The sequence below is a fragment of the Tropicimonas sp. genome (assembly GCF_047971885.1).
Taxonomy (GTDB): domain Bacteria; phylum Pseudomonadota; class Alphaproteobacteria; order Rhodobacterales; family Rhodobacteraceae; genus Tropicimonas.
The window spans coordinates 1-19,572 of record NZ_JBKEAE010000063.1 but is presented as its reverse complement, the minus strand read 5'-3'; the positions used below and the strand labels follow the sequence as shown (position 1 = coordinate 19,572).

Genomic DNA, 19,572 nt, shown 5'->3' with positions numbered 1-19,572 from the left:
CCACGACCCGCCATCAGTAATGCACCCTGCGTTCGATGAAGCGGAACTGGATCACCGTCAGGAGCGAGACCACAACCAGCAGGATCACCGATTGCGCCGCCGACGAGCCGAGATCCTGCCCGACGAACCCGTCGGAATAGACCTTGTAGACCAGCGTCGTCGTCGCCTGCTGCGGCCCGCCCGAGGTTATGGTGTGGATGACACCGAAGGTCTCGAAGAAGGCATAGACGATGTTGACCACCAGCAGGAAAAAGGTGGTGGGCGAGAGAAGCGGGAAGACGATGGTGCGGAACCGCGTCCAGAACCGGGCGCCATCGATTGCCGCCGCTTCGATCACCGAATGAGGAATCGCCTGCAAGCCGGCGAGAAAAAACAGGAAATTGTAACTTATGCGCCCCCAGGCCGAGGCGACGACGACCAGCCCCATCGCCTCGTGCGGATTCAGGACATGGTTCCAGTTGTAGCCGAGTTGCCCCAGATACCAGCTCACGACCCCGACCCGCGTGTTGAACATGAACATCCACAGCACGCCGGCGACGGCGGGGGCGACCGCATAGGGCCAGATCAGCAGCGTGCGATAGACGCCCGACCCCCTGATCAGCCGGTCCGCCAGCACCGCGAGAAAGAGCGCGGCCCCCATCGAGACCAGCGTCACCAGCGCCGAGAACACCAGCGTCGTGCCGAACGAGGCGCGGTAATAGGGATCGGACAGCAGAAAGCGGAAATTGCCCAGCCCGACATATTGCATCGACAACCCGAAGGGATCGGGGATGAACAGCGATTGCCAGATCGCCTTGCCCGCCGGATAGAAGAAGAAGATGGCCGTGACCGCGATCTGCGGAAGAACCAGCAGGATGGGCAGCCAGATGCCCCTGAAGGTGACGCGCTTTTCCATCGCCGAAGCGGTGCGCCCCGCCGGTGCGGGGTGCACCCCGGTTCCCTAGCGGGCGGATTGTTCGAAGCGGCGCAGCAACTGATTGCCGCGTTCCACCGCGCTGTCGAGCGCGGCCTGCGCCGTCTTGTCGCCGGCCCAGACGCCTTCGAGTTCCTCGTCGATGATGGTGCGGATCTGGTCGAACGAACCCAGCCGGATACCCTTGGAATTCGGCGTCGGTTCCCTGGCGGTCATCTGGATCACCGCCACATCGGTGCCGGGATTGGCCGCATAGAACCCCTGCTCGCGCGTCAGTTCGCCCGCCGCTTTGGTGATCGGCAGGTAGCCGGTGTCCTGATGCCATTTGGCCTGGATCTCGGGCGAGGAGAGGAAGTTGAGGAAGGCCGCCGTTCCCTTGTATTCCTCGGGGCTGTGCCCGGCCATGACCCAGAGCGACGCGCCGCCGATGATGGTGTTCTGCGGCGCGCCCTCGACCCCTTCCCAATAGGGCAGCGGGCGCACGGCGAAATCGAACTGGGCTTCGGCCTTGATGCCGGCGTAGCCGGCCGAGCTTTCGGTGAACAGCGCGCATTCGCCCGAACGGAAATTCGCCCCGCCCTCGTTGCGGCGCCCGGTGTAGATGAACTTGCCGTCCCTGGCCCACTGGCCCAGCGTCTCGACATGCCGGACCTGAAGCGGGCCGTTGAACGCCAGTTCGGTATCGAGCCCGGCAAAGCCGTTCTCCTGCGTCGCGAAGGGGATGTTGTGATAGGCCGAGAGGTTTTCGAGTTGAATCCAGCTTTGCCAGGCGGTGGTCAGCGGGCAGGAATGGCCGCCGGCCCTGAGGTCGTCCAGCACCGCGCCCACCTGTTCCCAGGTCGCAAGGTCGATATCCGGGTCGATCCCCGCCGCCGTCAGCGCATCGCGGTTGACCCACAGAACCGGTGTCGACGAGTTGAACGGCAGCGACAGCATCTGCCCGTCGGTGTTGGTGTAATAGCCCTTGACCGAGCCGATGAACCCGTCGGGGTCGAAACCGTCGCCAGCCTCCTCCATCAGTTCATGGACGGGTTTGATAGCCCCGCTGGCGCCCATCATCGTCGCTGTTCCCACCTCGAAGACCATCAGGATTTCGGGCTGCTCGCCGGCTCGGAAGGCGGCGATCCCGGCGTTGAGGGTTTCCGAGTAATTCCCCTTGTGGCTCGCCCGGACCACGTATTCGTCCTGCGAGGCGTTGAAGGTCTGCACCTGTTCGGCCACCCTCTCGCCCAGAGGCCCGGTAAAGGCGTGCCAGAATTCGATCTCGGTCTGGGCTGAGGCGGCACCGGCGGAAACGAGGCCGCTGGCGAGCGCAAGAACTGAAGCCGTGTATCTCATGACATCCTCCCTGTTGCGTCATGTGCTGCGGGTCCCTGCCCCGCGCCGCTCCGGCATCCGGCGGGTCGTCGTGCCGACGCCCGGGTGTTGCCGGAGTTGCCTGCCTGGCGGAGAATGGCACGGCATCCCGGCGCTGGCAATGTTGGCGGAAGATGCCGCAGCGGCAGGATTGTGGCGTTCTTCAGGGACATGCGACCTGTGCCAGCGGTTGTGAAGCGGTTCCCGCTGCTTCTGGTTCCAGGGCAGGCGGAACCTGAAGGTCTTGCAGGGGTCGATGCGGTGGCGGTCGGTGACAGGGCCTGTCTGTATCGTTCCCTGCTTCCTCTCTGCGTCCCCGGCGCTCAGCCGGGATCGCCCGCGATCTGCCGGATGGTGATGACGACGAATTCCGCCGGCTTCAGCGGTGCGAAGCCGACCTCGATATTGACGATGCCGAGGTTGCGATCGGCCTGTGTCGTGGTTTCGTTGCCGCATTTCACGAAATAGGCCTGTCGCGGCGTCGCTCCCTGAAAGGCACCCTGGCGGAACAGTCCGTTCATGAAGACGCCGGCGTCGAGCCGGATCTTCGACCACAGCGGTTCGTCGTTGGGTTCGAAGACAACCCATCGTGTGCCGCGGTGGAGGCTCTCCTCGATCATCAGGGCGAGGCGGCGGACCGGCAGGTATTTCCACTCCGATCCCAGATCGTCGGCGCCGTCCATGGTGCGCGCGCCCCAGTTGACACAGCCCGCCGGGAAACCGCGCGCGCAATTGACGCCCAGCCTGTTCAGCACCCCGTTTTCCAGATCAGTCAGCCGGACCGCGAGACCGACGATGTTGCGCAGGTCGGCCTCGATGCCGGCCGGTGCCTTCCAGACGCCGCGCGCCGCGTCGGTGCGGGCCAGCAGCCCGGCGATGGCGCCGGTCGGGCCGACCTCGCGCAGGTCGCCGCGGTCGTTGAACCTGAGCCTGGGGTAGAACACCGCCGCGTGATCCCTGACCACTGTGGCGCGCAGGTTGTTCACGTCGTCGGTTGCCTGCACGATGGCCGGGCGACCCTCGCTGTCGGTCCAGGAATCGGGGGCGTCCAACAGCAGGACGGCGCGGCGGGACTGCGCATAGATGCTGGCCGGCCCCCAGAGCCGGCGCCGGGTGGCGTCGCTCAGGTCGTGATCGGCCGGCAGCACCAGAAGGTTTACCAGATCGACCGTATCCAGCGCATGAAAGCCGGTCCTGGAGACCGGATCGCCGACATATTCCGCATAGCCCGGCGCGCCGCCATCGGCGCCGGTCTGGGTTGCCGCGTTGAACCGGGCAAAGGCCGATATACCGTTGGGGCCAAGGGTGTATTGCCGGGAGTTGAGCCGGATGGCGGGGTTGACCGCCGCCGCGCCGCCGCCGGCAAACGCGACCGATGCGGGGATCTGGTTGAAGGTGCCCGATCTGGCCAGCACCACCAGATCGTGACCCTGCACCTCGGCCCGCCAGGCCGAGCCCGGCGCGTTGCTGATCGCCCGGGCGATGATCGCCAGCTTTTCGCGCACGCCGTCGCTGTTGCCGTTGGGGCTGGTTGCGCCATTGTTGTCGGCCAGAACCGGATCGGCCGCGCCGGTGGTCTGGATATTGTCCGGCGCCGTGTCGAGGTGGACCGGTGCCTCGCTGCCGATGGCGATCCGCGTCAGGTTGCCCTGCGGCATGCCGGCCAGCGTGTTGAGCCGGGCAAGGCTGCCCGTATCGTCGGAACAGCGCAGGACCGAACCGTTCTGCGCCGGGCGGAAGTTCGAACGCCGCGCCTGCTCGACCCCGCCGTTGTCGACGCCCATCATCAGACCCCCGGCGATATCCGAACCTGCCGCGCGCCGCACCCGGACATTCGCCGTGTCGCCGTTGGCGGCTGTCAGGCGCAGGAAATGCTGGTTGAGCGGCGGCGCCGCCGGGCTGATCGAAACCACGACCGTCGGGGCCGGAACAAGCGCGGAAAGCGCATCGTTGATGCGGTCGCGAAGCTGGGTCTCCAGATCGGAAATCGCCCCGACGCCGGCATCGCTGACATTCCAGTCGGCAAGGCTCACCGCCACAAACGCCGAACCGTTGACCGAGATCTCGAAATCGCGCGCGCCCGACGGATTGCCGAAGCCGATCAGCCCGTCCAGGGTTGCCTGCACCCCGGCGAGATCGGTACCGAGCGGGCGGCGCGCCTCGGAAAAGCCGGCGAAGCTGCCGGCCGACAGGTTCAGTTCGCCGTCGGGCGCAAGCTCGATCAGGGCGGAGTTCTGGCTGACGAAGCTGGGGGCGAAACGTGGCGAGGCCGGGTCCATGTCCAGCGCCCCGTGGGTCTCGCTGGCGATCTCGACCCCGCTCTCCTCCTGGCTTACCGTCAGGTTGAAGCTCTCTCCCGGGTTCGGCGTGTTGTAGTCGACCCTGAGCCTGAGCCCGTTGCCCCACTCCCCCGCCCCCCGGGCGCTGGCTCGCAGCACCGGAATGCCGGCGCTGTTCCCGAGGTCGATCCCGGCCCGCGCCGCGCCGGCCCCGGCCAGACGCACCACGTAGCAATCGGTGCCGCCGTTGTCGAAGAACAGCTTCACACTGGTGCCGATCTCGCTTTGCGGATGGGCGCCGCCGACGTTGCGCAGGAAATCGGCATGACTCTGGCAGCGGACCGGCTTGTCGACCGGCCCCTTCACAGTTCGCCCGAAGAACGCGGAAATGGATGTTGCAACGCCGGTTATCATTCTGACATCGCCTGGTTTCTCGGCACTGTAGACGCCGGGATAGCTGACCCGCACCATGGATGTCCTCCTGATTTCATATGCGCATCTCGTGCCGGGACGGGCCCGCCATCTCTCGTCCGGACGAAGAGCGGGCGCTTTCCGTCATTCCCTCTGTTGTCGGGTCGGAAGCGCGGGCCACGGGACGGCAACCGCCACCACGCGCGCTTCGCAACGACACGCGTCCATTCGCCGATGTCCAGGCAAATCCCTGTCCCTTGCCGGTGGAGCCGGGTCGCGCAACCGTTCCGACCGAGTTGCCCCAGCGTAATCCATGTCATGCCGAGTCGGCAACCATGGCGTGAACGGGCTGGACAAGCTTCGCTTTGCTGGCGTGAATTGAAGGGAAAACAAATGATCAACTGGGATTACGCGCCGATCCCGATCTTGTCCGTGTGGTCAGGCGCAGGTTTTCGTCGTATGATCAAATACCGAAAAATTATTTATTGATAGATTGATAGAAAAAGTTTCCAAGGTTATACCTGAGCTTCCCCGACGAAGCGGGGACGTTTGCACACAAAACAGGCATTGCCTTGCCCACGGCGAAAATGCGCCCGTACCTTCCGCGCCGGGACTGGACACTCAGGCTGCGGATTCGGTTTCCGTTTCATTGGCGCGGCGGCGTTTCCCGCCGAAGAAGCGTTGCACCAGCACGAAGAACAGCGGCACGAAAATCACCCCCAGAACGGTGCCGGTGATCGTGCCGCCGAGCACGGCGGCACCCACGGCCCGCCGCCCGCCGGATCCGGCGCCGGTCGATACCACCAGCGGCAGGACGCCGAGCGAGAACGCCATCGAGGTCATGATGATCGGGCGGAACCGCTGCCGCGCCGCTTCGAGCAATGCGGCGAAAAGCTCCTCGCCCGCCTCGTAGCGGTCGCGGGCGAATTCGACGATCAGGATGGCGTTCTTGCCGGTCAGGCCGATCACGGTCAGCAGGCCGACCTGGAAGAAGACGCCGTTCTCGAAGCCGAAGTAATGGGCGGCGAAAAGCGTGCCGAAAACCCCGACCGGCATCACCAGAATGACCGAGAAGGGAATGGTCCAGCTTTCGTATAGCGCGGCGAGGCAGAGGAAGATGGCCGCCAGCGACAGCGCGTAGAGAAGCGGCGCCTGCCCGCCGGATTCGCGTTCCTCCAGCGAAAGACCGGTCCAGGCGACCGAGTATCCGGGCGGAAGCTGCTGAACCATGGCCTCGATTTCGGCCATCGCCTGCCCGGTGGTCACGCCGGGTGCCGGATCGCCCTGGATCTGCATCGACGGGATGCCGTTGTAGCGGTTCAGGCCCTGTGGGCCATGGGTCCAGTGTTCCGCGGTGAAGTTGGCGAAGGGCACCAGTTCGCCGAAGGTGTTGCGTACCCGCCAGAGCTGGATGTCCGAGGGCTGGGCCCGGGCTTCGGGCTCGCCCTGGACATAGACCCGCTTGATGCGGCCGTTATCGTTGAAATCGTTGACATAACGCCCCGCCCAGGCGATCGACAGGGTTTCGCCCACATTGGCCGGCGAGACACCGAAGGCCCCGGCGGCGCGCCAGTCGATATCGAGCGCGAATTGCGAGGCGTCCTCCAGCCCCGAAGGCCGGATCGAGGCCAGCGCCGGGTTCTGCATGCCCATGCCGAGAAGCTGGTTGCGCGCTTCGAGCAATTGCTCGTGCGTCTGTCCGCCGATGGCCTGAAGATAGAAGTCGAAGCCCGAGATATTGCCAAGCTCGGGCACGGCGGGCGGTACCACCGGAAAGACCATCGCATCGCGGATCTGGGAAAACGCGCCATAGGCACGGCCGGCGATCGCCTGCACGCTCTGGTCAGGGCGCGGGCGTTCACCCCAGTCCTTGAGCCGGATGAAGCCGAGGCCGGCATTCTGCCCCTGGCCGCCGAAGGAAAAGCCCACCACCCCGAAGACGGCATTGACGTTTTCGGCCTCGGCGGTCTGGAAATAGGTCTGCACCTCCTTCTGGACCGCGCTTGTCCGCTCGGTCGTGGCACCGGTCGGCCCCTGAACCAGGGTGAGCAGGATGCCCTGATCCTCGTCGGGCAGGAAGCCGGTCGGCGTGTGGGTGAACAGCCAGTAGATGCCGCCGCCGATGGCGGCATAGATCAGCAGGATGCGGAGCGGCCGGCGGATCACGTAGTTCACGGTGCCGCCGTATCCCCTGGTGATCGCCTCGAAGGCGCGGTTGAACCAGCCGAAGGGGCCGCGCCGGGCGTGGTGGGCATCCTTCTGCCGCAGGATCGTCGCGCAGAGCGCCGGCGTCAGTGTCAGGGCGACCAGCACCGACAGCAGCATCGCCGAAACGATGGTGATCGAGAACTGGCGATAGATCACCCCGGTCGAGCCGCCGAAAAACGCCATCGGCACGAAAACCGCCGAAAGCACCAGCGCCACGCCGATCAGCGCGCCGGTGATCTGCGACATGGATTTGCGCGTCGCGTCGCGCGGGTTCAGCCCCTCTTCCTCCCTGATCCGCTCGACGTTCTCGACCACCACGATGGCGTCGTCGACCAGCAGGCCGATCGCCAGCACCATGGCCAGCATGGTCAGCGTGTTGATGGTGAACCCGGCCACCGCGAGGATCGCGAAGGTGCCGAGCAGCACCACCGGGACCGCCAGGGTCGGAATGATCGTGGCGCGGATGTTCTGCAGAAACAGCAGCATCACCATGAACACCAGCCCGATCGCCTCGAAAAGCGTGTTGCGCACCTCTTCGATCGAGATCTCGATGAAGGGAGTGGTGTCGTAGGGGATGACGTAATCGATCCCTTCGGGGAAGAACTGCGAGAATTCCTCGATCCGGTGCTTGACGCGTTCGGCGGTGGCCAGCGCGTTGGCGCCCGAGGCCAGCGACAGCGCCATCCCCGAGGCGGGCTGGCCGTTGAAGCGGGCGATGATCGAATAATCCTGCGCCCCGACCTCGACCCGCGCCACATCCTTGAGCAGCACGAGCCCGCCGTCGGTTTCGGCGCGGATGACGATGTTCTCGAAATCCTCCGGCGTGGTGAGCAGCGACTGCGCGGTGATGGTCGCGTTCAGCTGCTGACCCTCGGGCGCCGGCAGCGAGCCGAAGGCCCCGGCGGAGATCTGGGCGTTCTGGCCGGAAACCGCGTTCACAACATCGGTCGGCGTCAGCTCGTAGGCGGCCAGCCGCGACGGCTCCAGCCAGATGCGCATCGCATAGGGCGCACCGAAGACCTGGGCGCTGCCGACCCCCTCGATACGGCTGAACTCGTCGACGAGCGTGCTGTTGAGGTAGTCCGACAGGTCCGCCTGATCGAGCGATCCGTCTGCGGAAATGAGCCCGATCACGATGAAGAAGCTCTCGGAGCCCTTGGACACCCGTACCCCCTGCCGCTGCACGATCTCGGGCAGCGAGGAGGTTGCCTGCGACAGCTTGTTCTGCACCTGCACCTGCGCCACGTCGGGGTCGGTGCCGGTTTCGAAGGTCAGGTTGATCGAGGCCGTTCCCGCCGAGGTCGAGCTTGACGACATGTAGCGCATGCCGTCGATTCCTGTCATCTGCTGTTCGATGATCTGGGTCACCGTATTGGCCACCGTCTCGGCCGAGGCGCCCGGATAGCTGGCCGAGATGCGAACCGACGGTGGCGCGATCTGCGGATATTGCGCGATCGGCAGCGTCCAGATCGAAAGCAGCCCCACCCCCATGATGAGGATCGAGATGACCCAGGCAAAAACCGGTCGGTCGATGAAAAAGCGTGCCATGGGAATGTTCCGGAATGCTGGGAGCGGGAAGCTGTGAAAGGGTCAGTTGCCGGCTGCGGGCCCGGCTGCCGGTTCGGCGGCGGTATCGGCCGCGCGCTCCTCGGCGACGACGGTCTGGCCGGGCGCGATCCTTTGCAGGCCGGCGACGACGATGCGGTCGCCCGGTGCCAGCCCCTCGGTGACGACCCATTGGGTGCCGTAATCGCGCTGGATGGTCAGTTGCCGGGATTCGACCACGTTTTCGGGCGTCACCACCATGGCGACGGGGCGGCCGCGCCGGTCGCGTGTGATGCCCTCCTGCGGTGTCAGGATCGCGCCCTCGACCACCGCCTGCGGCACCTCGACCTGCACGTACATGCCGGGCAGCAGGATCTGCTCGGGGTTGGCGAACTGAAGCCGCAGCACGATGACCCCGGTCTGCTCGTTCACGTGCGGTTCGGCGGCGGCGAGCCGCCCGGTCTGGTCGTAGGTCGAGCCGTCGGCCAGCCGCAGTGTCAGGCTGTCGACACCTCCGGCTTCGGCACCGACATTCTCGACCGAGCGCCGCCAGTGCAGGATCTCGGCCGCCGATTGCGTGACGTCCACATTCACCGGGTCGATCTGGCGGATCACCGTCAGGGCGCTCGCCTGCCCCGAGGTGACCAGCGCGCCCTGCGTCGCCTGGCTGAGGCCGGCGAAACCGGCGATCGGGGCGCGGATCGTGGTGCGTTCCAGGTCGATCTCGGCCGCCTTCAGGTTCGCTTCGGCAACCTTGACCGACGCGGCGGCGACGTCGCGCGCCGCGATCGCGTCGTCGTGGTTCTGCTGGCTGGCGACCGAGCGCTGCAGCAGCGCCTCGATCCGGGTCACCTCGCGCTCGGTGGATTTCAGCTGCGCCTCGGCCTGGGCGAGGCTGGCCTCGGCGGCGGCCCGCGCCGCCTCGTAGGTGGCCGAATCGATCCGGTAAAGCGCGTCACCCTCCTCGACCTGGCGGCCCTCCTCGAACAGCCGTTCGGTAATGATGCCGCTGACCTGCGGGCGCACCTCGGCCACCGCCGAAGCCGACACCCGCCCCGGAAGCGGTGTAGTCAGGGTGACGTCCGAGGCTTCGAGCGTGACGACCGTTACCGTTGCCGGCGGCGCACCCTCCTGCGCGGCGGCGGAGGAGACGGTTACGGCAACGATACAAGTCGCCGCCAGAACGGTGCGAAGCCCGCTAAGTGATTGGGTCAGCATGGCATACTCCGCTGCAGGGATACCGGGAAATTGAACCTTGATTCCGAATAAGGATACCGGCAGGTTTTGTAAAGCGGTCAATCCGGAGACCGAAGGGCGGGAGGAGGACGGGATGAGCGGACAGGGCGAGTGCCCGCGCGAGGGTGTGGGTGTTACGGCACGGCGCCGCGGGCGGCCGTTACAGCTTTCGCCCGAAACGCGCGAGGCGCTGGTGCTGGAGGCGGCGGGCGGGCTCCTGTCGGAGCAACAGCTCGACGATGTGACGATGACGGCGATCGCCGACCGGGCGCACATGTCGAAACGCACGCTCTACCGGATGTTCGGCAGCCGCGAGGCCCTGCTGGAGGCGGCCATCCGCCGGGTGGCGCAGACGGTCTTTCAGCCACTCGATCCCGCCGCGCGCCGGCTTGCGCTGGCTGACCGGCTCGATCTTCTCCTGACGATCGACAAGGACCCGGCGACCGAGCCGCACCGGCTGGAACTGCTGCGCGCGATCATTGCCGGAACGCGGACCTTTCCGGTTCTGGCCCGGCGTACCCTGGCCGAAGGGCGCGAACTGCTCGAACGGAATGTCGCGTCGGAATTGCGGACGGCGGTCGCGCGCGGCGAGATCGGCCTGCCGGCGGATCGTATCGATCTGGCGGCGCTGATCCTGATCGACATGGCCTTCGACAACCCGTTGTCGCGGCTGCTCGGGCCGGATCTGCCCGCACCCACAGCAGAGCGGATCCGGACACGGCGCCGGGCGGCCATCGCCATCTTCCTGGCCGGACTTCCGGCGCTCGGTGCCACCACCGGTTCGGTGCATGCCCGGGCCCAGACGCATGGCGGCATCTGAGGTGCCGGTGCGATGACCGCGACGACCTGGCGCGCCGGGACCGATCTGGCCACCTCCTGCCTGCTGGTTCTGCTGACGCTTCTGTCAGTGCTGCGCGAATGGGGCGCCGGCCTGCCCGACGGTCTGCCGGCGGCGGCCGCCGCCGGCGTGCTGGCCCTGCTGGCGCTCAGGGTGCGGCGGTCGCGCCGCGCCTTCATCGCCGCCGGGATCCTGCTGACCGCCCTGCTCGCCCTGACCTCGGACGGCTGGCAGGCGGTCGCGCTGAAGGGGCTGCTGTCGGCCACCTTCATCGGCTCGTTCTTCACCGCGCTTTCGACGCTGCGCAACGTTGCCGAAACCTCGCCGGGGATTGCCCGGGCGGGCGGGTTTCTGGCCGGTCAGCCGCCGGGGCGGCGCTATGCGGCGCTGACGCTCGGCGGGCACCTTTTCGCCCTGCCGCTCAATTACGGGGCGATCTCGCTTCTGGGCAGTCTGGCTTCGGCCAGCGCGCGCGCCGAGCCCGATCCGCTGATCCGCCGCCACCGGCTGCGCCGGATGCTGCTGGCGATCCAGCGCGGCTTCATCTCGTCGCTTCCCTGGTCGCCGCTGGCCTTTGCGATGGCGATCTCGACCGCGCTGATCCCCGGCGCACGCTGGGCGGATGCGGCCCTTCCGGGGGCGGTTTCGGCGCTGATCCTCGCCGGCACCGGCTGGGCGCTCGACACGATCTTCAAGCCGCGCGTCCCGCCCCGCCCCGCCGCCCGGGCCACCCCCGCCGGATCGTGGGCGAGCCTGTGGCCGCTGGCGCTGCTGCTGGTGCTGCTGGGCGGCAGCGTCTTTGCCCTGCACGCGGCGACCGGCGTGCGCGTGGTCGGGACCGTGATGGCGATCGTGCCGCTGCTGGCACTGGGCTGGGCGCTGATCCAGCATGCGGGCGGCGCGCTGGATTTCACCCTGGCGAAACGGCTGCGCGACTATTTCAGCACCGACCTGCCGGGCAACCGGGGCGAGCTGACGCTGCTGATGATGGCCGGCTACATCGGCACCGTCGGCGCCCCGCTTCTGGCGCCGCTGATGGCGGGGGCCGGGCTCGATCTTGCCGCGTGGCCGGTCTGGCTGGTGCTGGCGGGGCTGGTCTGGGTCATCCCGCTGCTCGGTCAGTTCGGCATGAACCCGATCCTCGCCGTCACGCTGATCGCGCCGCTTCTTCCCGATCCGGTCGCCATGGGCATCGCGCCGGCGGCGCTGGTGACGGCGATCACCGCCGGCTGGGCGGTCAGCGGGATCAGCTCGCCCTTTACCGCCACGACGCTGCTGATCGGCTCGTTCGGCAATGTCAGCGCGCTGCATGTGGGGCTGCGCTGGAACGGGCTCTACGTGCTGGTCGTGGCCGCGCTGCTGACCATCTGGGTGCTTGCCCATGCCTTCTGGCCGGCCTGAGCGCGCCGGGCATCGCGCATCGGTTGAAACATCCAGCGCAATCACATCTTTTCGCAGCGAAATCGGGCGTTGACTTGCTCGCCGGCTTTGTCAGGATCGTTTCAGGACACCGCTTGCCGCGACCGGAACAAATCCGGCGGGCATCGGACAGGACACAATGAACAGGGAGCTGCACATGACATTTTCCAGACGCGGATTTATCGGTTCGACCGCGGCCGTCACCCTCGCCGGGCTGGCGGCGCTTCCCGCATCGGCGCAGGGACGCACGTTTTTCGGCATCGCCACCGGGGGTACCGGGGGCACCTATTACCCGCTCGGCGGCATGCTGGCGCAACTGATCTCGAACACCGCCGAACTGCCCGACACGAAACTGTCGGCCACCGCCGAGACCGGGAACGCCTCGGTCGCCAACGCCCAGTTGCTTGGCCGGGGCGAGATCGAATCCGCCTTTGCCGCCGCCGATATCCTCGATGCCGCCTACAAGGGCATCAACCAGTTCGACGGCGCGGCGTTGGGCAACCTGCGCGCCATCGGCGCGCTCTATCCCGAGACCGTGCAGCTTGTGGTGCGCGCCGACAGCGGCATCGCGAAATTCGAGGATCTGAAGGGCAAGTCGGTTTCCTCGGGCTCGCCCGGGTCCGGCCAGTGGCAGCTTCTGGGCGACCTGCTGGCGGCCCACGGCATGGCGCGCGAGGATGTCTCGGAGGATTATTCGTCTTTCGCCCAGTCGGTCGACAAGATCAAGGACGGCAATCTCGACGCCTCGCTGATCACCGCCGGCCTGCCGACCTCGTCGGTGACCGATCTGGCCAACGGCCACGATATCCGCATCGTGCCGCTCAACGGCCCGGCCATCGCAAAGCTGCAGGAAACCCAGCCCTATTATGCCAGTTCGGTGATTCCGGCCGGCAGCTACAAGGGTGTCGATTCCGACGTGGAAACGCTGGCGGTGCGGGCGATCTGGGCCACCCATGACGGCGTGTCCGACGATATCATCTATGCGGTAACCCGGGCGCTTTACGAGAACACCGAGACTCTGGGCCAGGTGCATCCGATGGGCCGGCAGATCTCGCTCGACAAGGCGCTGGAGAGCGTGTCGATCCCGGTTCATCCCGGTGCGGCGAAATATTACGAGGAAAAGGGCGTTGCCCCATAATGGGGCAGCGCCTGGCGGGAATGGCGGCGCTTGCCGCCTTTGCCGCCGCAGGTCCCCTGCCCGCCGCCGGGCCTGAATGGCTGTGCCTGTCGCCGACGCACGGGGGCGGCACGGTGATGCGCCTTGCCACTGGCCCTGAGGGGGAATTTGCCCTCAGCTTCATTCATTCGGTGTCGAAAACGCCGGTGACCGATCTCTACCGGCTGACCGACGGCCGGATCGTGCAGATAGCCGAGATTTTCGAGGCCCATGGTGCCGGGCTGCCCTCGGTCGCGGCCGAGGTCGGCGCAACCGGCTGGCGGCACGAGAACGGGCGCTTCATCCTCGATCTGGCGCGCCCCACCGGGCCCATCGCGCTGCGGATTCAGGCCGAATACGCCAACACGCTGCATGTGGCCGGCAGCGCCCTGCCGCTGGCGCGCCTCGGGCTGCCCGCCCTGACGCTGGCGCCCTGCCCCAAGGAGAAATCCCCTTGACGATCAAGACCCCGCCGCCGCCGGAATTCGACCCCGACGATCACGAGCTTGACGCCGACGAGGTCGAGGCGCTGGTCCGCGAATACGATTCGGAATCGAACTTCCGCCACCTGACCGGCCTGACCGCCAGGTTCGTCACCGTCGCCTCGGTCGCCCTGTCGCTGTTTCACGTCTATACCGCCGGTTTCGGCCTGCTGAACGAGGTGATGCACCGGACGATCCACCTGACCTTCGTGATGGGGCTGATCTTTCTCGTCTTCCCGCGCAAGCGCGCCCGGCCGGATGCGCGGCTGTGGGTCCAGTCGCTGGTCTTTGCCGCCTTCTACCTCTACCTGCTTTACGACCTCATGCGATCGCTGCCGCCGGGCGGGCTGAAAACGGTCTTTGCCGGCGTGATGCTGGTGCTGATCGCGCTGACGCTGCCGCTCAATCCCAGGGGTGCCGATCCCGAGAAGGTAAGCCTGCGCGACTGGATCTTCGCCGCCTTCGGCGCAGGGTTCTCGGCCTATCTGACCCTTTTCTTCCGCCATATCTTCATCGACAATGTCGGTAACCCGCCCGAGCCGGTCTACATGATGGGGCTGATCGCCATCGTCATGACGCTGGAGGCGACGCGCCGCACCATGGGGCCGACGCTGGCCTATATCGGCATCGGCTGCCTGCTCTACGCGCTGGTCGGGCCGTACCTGCCGGGCATCCTCGCCCATCGCGGCTACAGCATCACCCGGATCATCAACCATCTCTATGTCGGGACCGAGGGTATCTACGGCGTCGCGGTCGGCGTGGTGGCGACCTATGTCTTCCACTTCGTGCTGTTCGGCATCCTGGCGCAGATGAGCGGGCTGGGGCAGCTCTTCATCGACCTGGCGACGATCATCGCCGGCCGCGCCTCGGGCGGGTCGGCCAAGGTTTCGGTTGTCGCGTCGAGCTTTTTCGGCATGATCTCGGGCTCGCCCATCGCCAATACCGTGACCACCGGCGCCTTCACCATTCCGCTGATGAAGAAATCGGGCTTTTCGGCCCGGTTCGCCGGCGCGGTCGAGGCTTCGGCCTCGTGCGGCGGGCAGATCACCCCGCCGATCATGGGCGCCTCGGCCTTCGTGATGACCGAGATGCTCGGCGTGCCCTATAACGAGATTATCCTGATCGCCATCGTCCCGGCCCTGTTCCACTATGTCGCCATCCTGCTGATGGTGCATTTCGAGGCCAGACGGCTCGGGCTGACCGGGCTGACCGCCGACCGCATTCCGCGGTTCGGGCGGGTGCTGGCCCGGTCGTGGCACCTGTTTGTCCCGCTCGGCGTGATGGTGGCGATGCTGCTCATGCAATACACGCCCTTTCTGGCCGCCTTCTGGGGCATCGTGCTGACCGTCGCCTTTTCCTATGTGCCGCTGGCGATGCGGGCGCTCGGCAATACGGCGATGGACACCTCGACCGTTCTGACCCCGCCGCGGCTGGTGCGCGGCTTCGAGGACGGGGCGAAATTCGCCCTTGCCATCGGGGCGGCCTGCGCCTGTGTCGGCTTCCTGCTGGGGATGACCACCCTGACCGGGCTGGGCTTCAAGTTCTCGGCCGCCGTGGTGCAGCTTGCCGGCGATCTGGCCGCGTGGCTGATCGCCTTCGATTTCACCGGGCTCCTGTCCGAACGCAGCCTTGCGCTGTTCTGCGGGCTGCTGTTCGTCGCCGTCGCCTGCATCGTCATGGGCGCGGGAATTCCCACCACGCCGACCTATATCATCCTCGCCTCCATTGCCGCGCCGGCGCTGCTGCAATTCGACGTCCCGCTGATCGCCACCCATTTCTTCGTCTTCTATTTCGGCGTTCTGGCCGATGTGACGCCGCCGGTGGCGCTGGCGGCCTATGCGGCGGCGGGTCTGGCGCGCAGCGAGCCGATGACCACCGGCACCACCGCCTTCCGCCTGTCGATGGGCAAGGCGCTGGTGCCGTTCATGTTCGTCTATGCGCCGAGCCTGCTGTTCGTCGATTTCTCGCCGGTCGAGTTTGTGGTGGCGCTGCTGTCGGGGCTTGTCGGCATCCTCGCCCTGTCGGCGGCCTATATCGGCTGGTTCGGCCGCGACCTCAGGCTGTGGGAAAAGGCCGCGCTCACGCTCGGCGGCCTGTTCCTGATTTCGCCGGGCTGGATCGCCATCGCGGCGGGGCTGGCGCTGGTGGTGCTGGTTCTGGCCCGCGCCTCGGCGACGGGCCGGGCGCCGGCCGCAACGCCCTAGCCGTCGAGCCGGAGCCCGCCTTCGTCGAAGAAATGAAGGCTCGCCGGATCGGCGCCCAGCGTCATCCGCTCGCCCGCCGCGACGCGCATCTGGCCGGGCTCGGTGGCCAGTAGCCGGGTTCCGCCGCCGATCGCGCCGTGGATCACCGTTTCGGTGCCGAGCGCCTCGACCAGCGTGACCGACATGTCGAGCCCGCCTTCGGCGGGCACCAGATGCTGCGGACGCACCCCGATCAGCGCCGTACCGGCGGGGGCGGCATGGCCGGCCAGCAGCGGGACGGCCTCGGCGGGGGTCAGGAAATTCATCGACGGCGCACCGATGAACCCGGCCACGAAGCGGTTCGCCGGCCGGTCGAACAGATCGAGCGGCGCGGCAACCTGTTCGATCCGGCCGGCGCGCAGAACGACGATCCGGTTGGCCAGCGTCATCGCCTCGACCTGATCGTGGGTGACATAGATCATCGTCGCCCCCAGCCGGGCATGCAGCGCCGCCAGTTCGGCCCGCATCGAGACGCGCAGTTCCGCATCGAGGTTCGACAGCGGCTCGTCGAGCAGGAAGGCGGTCGGATCGCGCACGATGGCCCGGCCGATCGCCACCCGTTGCCGCTGTCCGCCCGAAAGCTGCCCGGGGCGGCGCGCCATCAGCGGCTCGATTTCCAGCATCCGCGCCGCATCGGCGATCCGCCGGTCGATCTCGTCCCGGGCCATCTTCATGTTCTGAAGCCCGAAGGCGAGGTTCTGGCGCACCGACATGTGCGGGTAGAGGGCATAGGACTGGAACACCATCGCCAGTCCCCGATCGGCGGCGCTGACACGCGTGACGTCGCGCCCGTCGATCAGGATGCGCCCCGATGTCGGCTGGTCGAGCCCTGAAATCTGCCGCAGCAGGGTCGATTTCCCGCAGCCCGACGGGCCGACGAAAACCGCCAGTTCACCCTCGCCGATCTCGAGGTCGATGTCCTTCAGCACCTCGTGCGCGCCGAAGCTCTTGTTCAGGCTCTCAAGTTCGATGTGACCCATGGAAGCCTCCTATTTCAGTCCGGTGCCGGCAATGCCGGCGGTGATGAAGCGCTGAAGGAAGACAAAGACCACCACCACCGGGATCATCGTCGCCACCGTCATCGCCAGAATATAGTGCCACTGCACGTTCAACTCGCCCGCGAAGGTGTTGAGCCCGACCTGAAGGGTGAACAGTTCCTTGCGGCTCAGCACGATCAGCGGCCACAGGAAATCGTTCCAGCGCCAGACGACCGAGAAGATCGCCAGAACCGCCAGCGCCGGCGCGGTCAGCGGCAGCACGATCCGCCAGTAGATCTGCCATTCGCTGGCCTTGTCCATGCGCGCCGCCTCGAGCAGTTCGTCGGGGATCGTCAGCATGTACTGGCGCAGCAGGAACACCCCGGTCGGGGTGGCGACCGTGGGCAGGATCACCCCCCAGAGCGAATTGAGCAGGCCCAGCGACGAGATCACCGAATAGAGCGGCACGAGGTTCACCGACAGCGGGATCATCAGCGTCGCCACGATCAGCAGCATCACCGAATTGCGGCCGCGAAACTCGTATTTCGACAGGGCGAAGGCGGCCATGGAATTGGTCAGCAGCGTTATCAGCGTCGCCATCGTGGTGACGAAGACCGAGTTCCACAGATAGCGCCCGAAATTGTTCTTTTCCAGCGGCTCGGTATAGTTCTTCCACGCGAAACCTATCGTGCGCACCGGTTTGCGGTCGTTGATGTTGACGCGGACGATTTCCTCGGGGTTCGCCGGATCGACGAGGTTCGACATCGTGCCGACCCGGCGCAGTTCGGCCAGACGCCGGGTTTCGCCATCGGGCGTCACCACGTCGTATAGCGGCAGTTCCGTGGCCGTGCCGCCGCGTTCGACCAGCGCCGTTTCAGGCTGATAAGGCAGCAGGGATGGTGGAAATTCAGCCAGTTGCGCCGGAGACTTGAAGGATGACATCAATAGCCAGAAGGCCGGGCCGAACATGACGATCAGCCCGCCGACCAGCCAGACCCAGGTCACGATATCGGTCCAGTGCCAGCCGGTTCCGCCCCGGCGGCGGGTCAGGAAGGTACGTGCGTTCATGTCCGGTCCCTCCAGCGGGTCAGGCCCAGTTGCGCCAGTGTCAGCACCACCAGCACGCCGCCCATCATCAGCGAGGCCGCCGAGGCAACGCCGGGATTGCGCAGGATCGAGGCAAAGCCGGTTTCATAGATGTATTGCGTCATGAACAGCGTCGCCGTGCCCGGCCCGCCCGAGGTCAGCACGAAGACCTCGTCAAAGACCTGCACCGCCCGGATCAGCGCCAGAACGATCACCACCAGCAGGTTGGGCCACAGAAGCGGCAGGGTGATGCGCCAGAAGATCCGCCCCGCCGGGGTGCCGTCCATGGTGGCGGCCTCGTAGATGTCGCGCGGGATCGCCTGAAGCCCGGCCAGCAGGATCAGCGCGTAGAACCCCATATGCGCCCAGACCGAAACGCCGATCACTGCGGTGAAGGCCCAGCCGCGCTCCAGCAGCCAGTTGACCGGATCCTGCCCCAGTTCGATCATGAAGAAGTTCAGAATCCCCTCGCGCTGGAGGATCCAGCGCCAGATCAGGCCAACAACGACCGGCGACAGAAGCACCGGAAAGAAGAAGACGGCGCGCCAGAAACCGCGCCCCGGAATCGCCCGGTTCAGGATCAGCGCGGTGATCATCGCCACGCCGGTCATCGCGGTGACCTGGAAGATGACGAATTTCGCCGTGTTCCACACCGCTGTCCAGAACAGGTCGTCGCGGCAGGTGGCGGGATCGAAGTGGTTTTCGCAGCTCAGCAGGCGGTCGAAATGCGCGTCACCGACATAGGGCCGGTCGGGCAGGAAAAGCTCGGTCCCCCCGGTGACCGAATAGGCGAAGTTGATGACCAGCGGGACAAGGACGAAGATCCCGAATACCGCCATGTTGGGGATCAGGAAGAAGGCGATCATCCCGCCCCGCCCCGCAACCCGCTGCCACCAGCGCAGCGGCACATCGGCCGCCTGCGCCAGCCAGCGGACCGGCGCGGCAAGCACCGCGCCGACCAGGGTCTTTTCCGCCGGGGCCGTCATTGTCCGGCTTGCTTGACTTGCTCTTCGATGTCGCTGTCCATCCGCGCGAAGGCATCGTCGAGCGACATTTCGCCGGCCATCGCCTGGCTGGTGCGGGTGACCAGCGCCGTGTAACAGGCCGAGGCCCATTTCCATGCCGGCATGGCGTCGGCGGCCGGCGACTGGCGCGCCGAGGCGGCGACGAAGGCGTCGAGCGCCGTCTTGACCTGCGGATCGTCGGTGACGAATTCCAGCCCGCCCTTTTCGACCACGGTCTTGTTGGCCGGCAGGAACAGCGTGCGCTCGGAAAATTCGCGCACCACATCTTCGGAGGCGAGGAAATCCATCACCCGGGCGACCGCTTCGGGCTCCCTGGTGTACCTGATCGCCACCAGCCCGGCACCGCCGGCCATGCCCGTGCAGGCGGCCGGGCCGCAGGGGCTGCCGGTGGCGAGCCA

13 protein-coding genes and 1 pseudogene are annotated in these 19,572 nt (G+C 66.6%); 5 read left to right on the top strand and 9 right to left on the bottom strand.

Features of this window, described 5'->3' with window-relative positions; all coding sequences use genetic code 11:
• Positions 1–13 precede the first annotated feature (13 nt).
• From ugpA to ACK5IR_RS06290, 5 genes are all read right to left on the bottom strand, one after another.
• Positions 14–895 (bottom strand): sn-glycerol-3-phosphate ABC transporter permease UgpA, encoded by an 882-nt coding sequence (gene ugpA, locus ACK5IR_RS06310; RefSeq protein ID WP_416927161.1) that lies wholly within the window; start codon positions 893–895, stop codon positions 14–16.
• 45 nt (positions 896–940) lie between these two features.
• Entirely contained in the window at positions 941–2,251 is a 1,311-nt protein-coding gene (gene ugpB, locus ACK5IR_RS06305) for a sn-glycerol-3-phosphate ABC transporter substrate-binding protein UgpB (protein WP_416927024.1), read from the bottom strand.
• Positions 2,252–2,592: 341 nt separating this feature from the next.
• Positions 2,593–5,019: a phage tail sheath family protein gene (locus tag ACK5IR_RS06300; RefSeq protein WP_416927022.1), complete on the bottom strand. Its 2,427-nt coding sequence runs from the start codon at positions 5,017–5,019 to the stop codon at positions 2,593–2,595.
• Between the two features lie 561 nt (positions 5,020–5,580).
• Positions 5,581–8,715 (bottom strand): efflux RND transporter permease subunit, encoded by a 3,135-nt coding sequence (locus tag ACK5IR_RS06295; RefSeq protein WP_416927020.1) that lies wholly within the window; start codon positions 8,713–8,715, stop codon positions 5,581–5,583.
• Between the two features lie 42 nt (positions 8,716–8,757).
• Positions 8,758–9,930, bottom strand: coding sequence for an efflux RND transporter periplasmic adaptor subunit (locus ACK5IR_RS06290; protein WP_416927018.1), 1,173 nt, complete (start codon positions 9,928–9,930; stop codon positions 8,758–8,760).
• A gap of 112 nt (positions 9,931–10,042) precedes the next feature.
• Between ACK5IR_RS06290 and ACK5IR_RS06285 the strand changes: the two genes are divergently transcribed.
• The 5 genes from ACK5IR_RS06285 to ACK5IR_RS06265 all read left to right on the top strand — a co-directional run bounded on the left by ACK5IR_RS06285 (position 10,043) and on the right by ACK5IR_RS06265 (position 16,047).
• On the top strand, positions 10,043–10,768 hold the full coding sequence (locus ACK5IR_RS06285; RefSeq protein WP_416927016.1) for a TetR/AcrR family transcriptional regulator: 726 nt from the start codon (positions 10,043–10,045) through the stop codon (positions 10,766–10,768).
• 12 nt (positions 10,769–10,780) lie between these two features.
• The gene (locus tag ACK5IR_RS06280; protein WP_416927014.1) at positions 10,781–12,187 is read left to right on the top strand and encodes a hypothetical protein; all 1,407 of its coding nucleotides are present in this window, start codon (positions 10,781–10,783) and stop codon (positions 12,185–12,187) included.
• A gap of 175 nt (positions 12,188–12,362) precedes the next feature.
• Positions 12,363–13,343 carry a TAXI family TRAP transporter solute-binding subunit gene (locus ACK5IR_RS06275; protein WP_416927012.1) on the top strand — a complete coding sequence of 327 codons (981 nt, stop codon included), beginning with the start codon at positions 12,363–12,365 and terminating at the stop codon, positions 13,341–13,343.
• Positions 13,343–13,819: a DUF1850 domain-containing protein gene (locus ACK5IR_RS06270; protein WP_416927010.1), complete on the top strand. Its 477-nt coding sequence runs from the start codon at positions 13,343–13,345 to the stop codon at positions 13,817–13,819. Before ACK5IR_RS06275 ends, ACK5IR_RS06270 begins: the two co-directional genes overlap by 1 nt.
• Complete coding sequence (locus ACK5IR_RS06265; RefSeq protein ID WP_416927008.1) at positions 13,816–16,047, top strand: TRAP transporter permease; 2,232 nt, start codon at positions 13,816–13,818, stop codon at positions 16,045–16,047. Before ACK5IR_RS06270 ends, ACK5IR_RS06265 begins: the two co-directional genes overlap by 4 nt.
• Here the strand turns inward: ACK5IR_RS06265 and ACK5IR_RS06260 are convergent.
• The 4 genes and pseudogenes from ACK5IR_RS06260 to ACK5IR_RS06245 all read right to left on the bottom strand — a co-directional run.
• Entirely contained in the window at positions 16,044–17,066 is a 1,023-nt protein-coding gene (locus ACK5IR_RS06260; protein WP_416927006.1) for an ABC transporter ATP-binding protein, read from the bottom strand. The genes ACK5IR_RS06265 and ACK5IR_RS06260 overlap by 4 nt on opposite strands.
• Before the next feature lie 9 nt (positions 17,067–17,075).
• Positions 17,076–18,131, bottom strand: a complete 1,056-nt coding sequence (locus ACK5IR_RS06255; RefSeq protein WP_416927004.1) for a carbohydrate ABC transporter permease — start codon at positions 18,129–18,131, stop codon at positions 17,076–17,078.
• Positions 18,128–19,135, bottom strand: coding sequence for a carbohydrate ABC transporter permease (locus tag ACK5IR_RS06250; RefSeq protein ID WP_416927002.1), 1,008 nt, complete (start codon positions 19,133–19,135; stop codon positions 18,128–18,130). Before ACK5IR_RS06250 ends, ACK5IR_RS06255 begins: the two co-directional genes overlap by 4 nt.
• A pseudogene (locus ACK5IR_RS06245) lies at positions 19,132–19,572 on the bottom strand (carbohydrate ABC transporter substrate-binding protein); the annotation flags it as partial. The pseudogene ACK5IR_RS06245 and the gene ACK5IR_RS06250, both read right to left, overlap by 4 nt.

Coding starts and splice junctions, on each gene's coding strand:
- ACK5IR_RS06290 (WP_416927018.1), bottom strand. CDS start 9,930: ATGCTGACCCAATCACTTAGCGGGCTTCGCACCGTTCTGGCGGCGACT.
- ACK5IR_RS06255 (WP_416927004.1), bottom strand. CDS start 18,131: ATGAACGCACGTACCTTCCTGACCCGCCGCCGGGGCGGAACCGGCTGG.
- ACK5IR_RS06270 (WP_416927010.1), top strand. CDS start 13,343: ATGGGGCAGCGCCTGGCGGGAATGGCGGCGCTTGCCGCCTTTGCCGCC.
- ACK5IR_RS06250 (WP_416927002.1), bottom strand. CDS start 19,135: ATGACGGCCCCGGCGGAAAAGACCCTGGTCGGCGCGGTGCTTGCCGCG.
- ACK5IR_RS06275 (WP_416927012.1), top strand. CDS start 12,363: ATGACATTTTCCAGACGCGGATTTATCGGTTCGACCGCGGCCGTCACC.
- ACK5IR_RS06280 (WP_416927014.1), top strand. CDS start 10,781: ATGACCGCGACGACCTGGCGCGCCGGGACCGATCTGGCCACCTCCTGC.
- ACK5IR_RS06300 (WP_416927022.1), bottom strand. CDS start 5,019: ATGGTGCGGGTCAGCTATCCCGGCGTCTACAGTGCCGAGAAACCAGGC.
- ACK5IR_RS06285 (WP_416927016.1), top strand. CDS start 10,043: ATGAGCGGACAGGGCGAGTGCCCGCGCGAGGGTGTGGGTGTTACGGCA.
- ACK5IR_RS06260 (WP_416927006.1), bottom strand. CDS start 17,066: ATGGGTCACATCGAACTTGAGAGCCTGAACAAGAGCTTCGGCGCGCAC.
- ACK5IR_RS06295 (WP_416927020.1), bottom strand. CDS start 8,715: ATGGCACGCTTTTTCATCGACCGACCGGTTTTTGCCTGGGTCATCTCG.
- ugpA (WP_416927161.1), bottom strand. CDS start 895: ATGGAAAAGCGCGTCACCTTCAGGGGCATCTGGCTGCCCATCCTGCTG.
- ugpB (WP_416927024.1), bottom strand. CDS start 2,251: ATGAGATACACGGCTTCAGTTCTTGCGCTCGCCAGCGGCCTCGTTTCC.